We start from the raw sequence: 4,469 nt of genomic DNA, 5'->3' as shown, positions 1-4,469 counted from the left end.
GGATAACATCCAAAGATAAAAAACAAAACTCAAAGCACAAACTTCTGCCACGCTACGCCAGCCTCGGGTTCTAAAAATAGAGCATGAATTATCGAGATAGTGTTTATTCTCTAGAGCTCGCATATGACCTCCAACTAAGTAAAGTCCGTTGATCAAAAACATTATTCACGCCCTAGCGACATATAATGTCGCCATGGCGTTTAGCTGCATTCAAATAAGAACTTTCACTGACTTAATTCTGCAAGCGACGTACTTTCAATCACTTGCGAAGGTTCTATTGGCTCCTCTTTTGTTGAAATCATTTCTTGAGAAATATTTTGGCTGAACTCGATAGCTACTCGACGATCTAAAATTGCATTGCCCTCATCACCTTCAGCCACGTGAGCCATGCTTTCACCGACTGACTTAATCACAATACGCTCTGCCGAAATACCTTGTGCGAGCAAGGCATCTTTCACGCCTTGTGCCCTAGCTTGGGATAGTTCTTGATTGAATATCGCCGGGCCACTTTGGTCGCTAAAGCCTGTCAAAGTTATCTGTAGATGAGGATAGCGCTGTAAGAACTCCGCCATACTGGAAATACGATCGCTAACATATGAGGGGACACGCGCTTGGCCTTTTTCAAAGTAGATCTCTTGGGTATAGGCACTCAAAAGATTCGACAAATCGCTCTGTTCCAAGGTTTGAACCTTGCTCGCCAACTCAGCTTGTAAGTCATTTAATTTTTCAGTTTGATGGTGATGGCGACGCTTTAGCTCACCTAACTTAGCCCTGGTTGCTCTTAGCTTTTCCATCTCTGTGTTCAAGTCATTGGAGCTAGACGTCACTAAGTTCGCTTGTTCGTGCAACTGTTCCTGAGCCTCTTCAAGCGCCTCGTGCTGATCTTGCCCCCAACCAAAAGCACCACCCAAGCTAGCACCTATAGCAATACCCGGAGGGCCTGCAATAATGCCGCCTAAGACAGAGCCAATGCCCAGCCCCCAATAGGTTGACTCATTACTTTCTGCACTCGTTTGTACTGCCAGCTCATTAGCAAAAGGTGCTGAACTCATACTAGCGAGCAATACCAGGCTGGCGATTTTCGATTTATTCATTATTTGCTTCATAGTGATCTCCACTTAATCTATTTAAGAAACGATATCTGGCACCTGAGTGCTTGCCGTATCGATGAGACTATTGAAACAATTTGCCGTATTTAGGTAATGGAGAGCTTATGAAGCGCTCTGGAAGAAAAAGGCGAGTAAAGGAGAGAAAGCTTAGCTTCGCTTTGACTCTCTGGATAAAGCAGGGCTGTCATGGAGAAGTTATGGAGATCGTCACTTCGTGGCGTAAAAATCATCCATTCTGCGTTATAGTAAGCACTCTGGTTTTATCTATAAGCCCTTTAGGAAAGCTGCAGAATGTCCTACCACATTGCGATCGTTGAAGATGATATCGACCAGCAACAAAATTACGCCGACTCATTGAAGCGCAAAGGCTTTAGCACAAGCTGCTACGACAATGTTGAGGATGCCTTAAACGGTATAAAGAATAATCCACCCGATATGGTATTACTCGATGTGGTACTGGGCGAAGATGAAGATGGAGGTTTTACCATCTGCCGACGCCTGATTGATGGCGGGAGTAAACTACCCGTTATATTCCTAAGTGAGCGTTCTGATGAAATTGACCAGGTGTTCGGTTTGCGCCTTGGCGCTTGGGACTATCAAACCAAGCCAATTTCGTTAGCACTGCTAGCTGAACGAATTAAAAGCCTACAGCGCATTCACCAAGCGCGCATAGAAACCATTGAGCCTTCAACCTCCAGCTCAAGCTCTGAACTATCGATTGATGAAGAAAAGTCTTATGTATCCTGGCATGGGCAATCTATTCCTTTAACGCTAACAGAGTTCCGTCTGTTTTATGCAATTTATCAAGCTGGCTCAGAAGGTATTGATTACCAAGCTTTGGCAGAAAGCACCATGCAGCGCCTCGTTACTAACGGTACCATTAACAGCCATATTAAAAATATCCGCAAAAAGTTTAATGCAACAAAGGTTGAGTTTAAGCATATTCGCAACAAACCGGGCTTCGGCTATCGCTGGGAACAAAGCTAATGCCTGGCTTCGGAATAAAAGCTCAAGTCGCGGTGCTCAGTTTGGCTATGTTAGCCATTCCACTCGTTGCTTATAATTATTGGCAACAGATCAAAGAAGCAAGTTTGAGTACTCAGGCCCATATTCAAGAGATTGAAGCCAAAGCCATCGCTACCAATTTACTCGCCACTCAAAAAGATATTCCCACCCTGCTTGCAGCGAACGAAAGCAGTGAGCTCCATAAGCACGCCTTGGCAGCACCGGTTTTACAGACATCATTGCGACTGGATGGCGAGCTAAGTGATTGGCCAGAAAAGCTGGTTGAATCATCTCGCCTTGCCTATGATAAGCGCTATAGACAAACCAATACGACAGATTCTCCTGAAGCGGCTTTTACCTTACAACTGGCTCAAACCCAGCATTACCTTTACGCAGCTATCGCCGTCACTGACGAACTAGTCAGTTATCGCCGCAACCACCTTCGGCTCGATTATAGTGATCATATTCGCTTAAGTTATCGCGCACCAGAAGGCCATATTGAACGCATCATTCTTCCTGCTGAACATGAAGGCCCCTTAGCGAGTTACTTCAGTAATCATGAATGGGAATACGGTATCGCACCCAGTACTGAGATCGAAAGTCACCAGACAGGCATTCAAGGCTTTTGGCGACGTTCTGAGTCAGGCTATGTTGTTGAATTTCGCCTTCCCCTAAGCCAATTAGATACCCAAGGAGCAGAACTGCATATTGCAGTTGTCGATGTCGACCAGCAGCCCTCCCTTGGTCCCAAGGCAATTATCTCGACACTACCGTCTGAGTTGGCAGGTCAATTTAACCCTCTAGAACTTCATGCAAGAGAGCTACAGCGAGTCATTGACCAGCTGAAGTCCAACTACGCGCATTTAGGCATCTACGACCGCCGGGGCCGCGAGTGGGCCTTTGCAGCAAGAGACAAAGGCGGCTTTGAACTTGATCAAGACTGCCTAAACAATGCCTTGAAGGGTAGCGTTCAGCAATACCAGCATATGAAAGGCGACGCTCCGGACTCCAGAATAACGACCTGTTACCCAATCATTAAGGATAATAAAGCCATAGGCCTAGTCGTCATCGATGAAGCTGCCAGCCATGTACTTGAACAACACAAAACCAGACTACAAGCTATTGCAATTAAAACCGGCGCTATCATTGCCCTGATCATCGCACTGATGTTTATCTATGCCCTCATTCTGGCCCAACGCATCACCAAATTAAGCCACAGTGCCCACAATGCTATTGACGGGCAAGGCCGAATCATCAGCACTGACAATATCTCTAGTAAAACAGCACCCGATGAATTGGGGGACTTGTCACGCAGCATCAGCAGCTTGCTTAAGCAGCAACAATCCTATACGCAGTTTTTAGAACGCATGCCACAAACACTTCGCCACGAGATTTCCAACCCACTTAACAAGCTCAGAACCTCGCTAGAGAACCTAATCGATGACAGGCCTGAACTAAAAGATAATACTTATGTTAAAAAACTCGATGCCGGGGTTGATCAAATAAGCAAGATCTCACAACAGCTCACTGAAGCGGCTAGCCTTGAAAATGCATTGCAAAATGAACATTTAGCAAGCCTGAACCTAAGCGAGTTTTTAGAAGATTACTGCTCATCCTGGGAGGGCCTACGAACCGAACAACCCAATAAAGTGGTGTGGGTGATGGCGGAAAGCTCTAGGCTCGAACAACTACTCGATAAACTTCTGGATAACGCCTTTGGTTTTTGTTCAGATGACGGCAAGGTATGCCTTCGCTTGATCGATAACGACTTAGAAACCTTGATTGAGGTCGAGAATGATGGGCCAACGATTACCGAAGGAAAAATGAATGAACTCTTTGCGCCAATGACTTCTACACGTTCGGAGGGTGGTGAAGTACATCTTGGGCTTGGGCTTCATGTCGCCAGAATCATTGCCGATCACCATCGAGCAACGCTCAAGGTCAGAAACCGTAAAGATGAAACAGGTGTCGTGTTCACCCTGATATTCAGAAAGCTATAGCTTTATAGTTACCTAAATAACTATAAAGCTAAGCGCAATGTCGAGCCGCCTCAAAAAGAGCTATCTATTTATTGAACTCAACGAGCACGACGACGCAGTGAAGCCGGCTTGAAATGACGTGAACTCGGTGCTTCGTCATCAAAAACTACCGCACGCTTCTCTTCTGAAGACAGACCGTTGGCACTATATCTTTGCGATCGTAAATCATGATAAACATTCACGCTCGCCGCTGTACCGGGAAGCTCATAATAGTTTTTCATTAGCGCCATACTCACACGCCATAGCTCATCATACTTATCATACTGATCAACCAATGAGATACCCCAGCTATCTTCATCAACATAGTACACTCGTT

Annotated in this window: 4 protein-coding genes; 2 read left to right on the top strand and 2 right to left on the bottom strand. The window is 45.6% G+C overall.

Going from position 1 to position 4,469, the window contains the following annotated elements:
* Positions 1 to 224: 224 nt before the first annotated feature.
* The gene (locus A3735_RS12595) at positions 225 to 1,106 is read right to left on the bottom strand and encodes an OmpA family protein (protein WP_068506928.1); all 882 of its coding nucleotides are present in this window, start codon (positions 1,104 to 1,106) and stop codon (positions 225 to 227) included.
* 294 nt (positions 1,107 to 1,400) lie between these two features.
* Between A3735_RS12595 and A3735_RS12590 the strand changes: the two genes are divergently transcribed.
* The gene (locus tag A3735_RS12590; RefSeq protein ID WP_068506930.1) at positions 1,401 to 2,096 is read left to right on the top strand and encodes a response regulator transcription factor; all 696 of its coding nucleotides are present in this window, start codon (positions 1,401 to 1,403) and stop codon (positions 2,094 to 2,096) included.
* Positions 2,096 to 4,114 (top strand): ATP-binding protein, encoded by a 2,019-nt coding sequence (locus tag A3735_RS12585; RefSeq protein ID WP_068506932.1) that lies wholly within the window; start codon positions 2,096 to 2,098, stop codon positions 4,112 to 4,114. The genes A3735_RS12590 and A3735_RS12585 overlap by 1 nt, the downstream gene beginning before the upstream one ends.
* Positions 4,115 to 4,191: 77 nt before the next feature.
* Here A3735_RS12585 and A3735_RS12580 read toward each other — a convergent pair.
* Positions 4,192 to 4,469 (bottom strand): DUF1329 domain-containing protein (locus A3735_RS12580; protein ID WP_156499643.1); only part of this gene is annotated, 278 nt, incomplete at its 5' end.

Source organism: Oleiphilus sp. HI0061 (genome assembly GCF_001635675.1).
This window is presented reverse-complemented; position numbering and strand designations above follow the sequence as displayed.

Bases quoted from the DNA above. Each gene is read 5' to 3' on its own strand.
- A3735_RS12585 (WP_068506932.1), top strand. From the start codon at position 2,096: ATGCCTGGCTTCGGAATAAAAGCTCAAGTCGCGGTGCTCAGTTTGGCT.
- A3735_RS12595 (WP_068506928.1), bottom strand. From the start codon at position 1,106: ATGAAGCAAATAATGAATAAATCGAAAATCGCCAGCCTGGTATTGCTC.
- A3735_RS12590 (WP_068506930.1), top strand. From the start codon at position 1,401: ATGTCCTACCACATTGCGATCGTTGAAGATGATATCGACCAGCAACAA.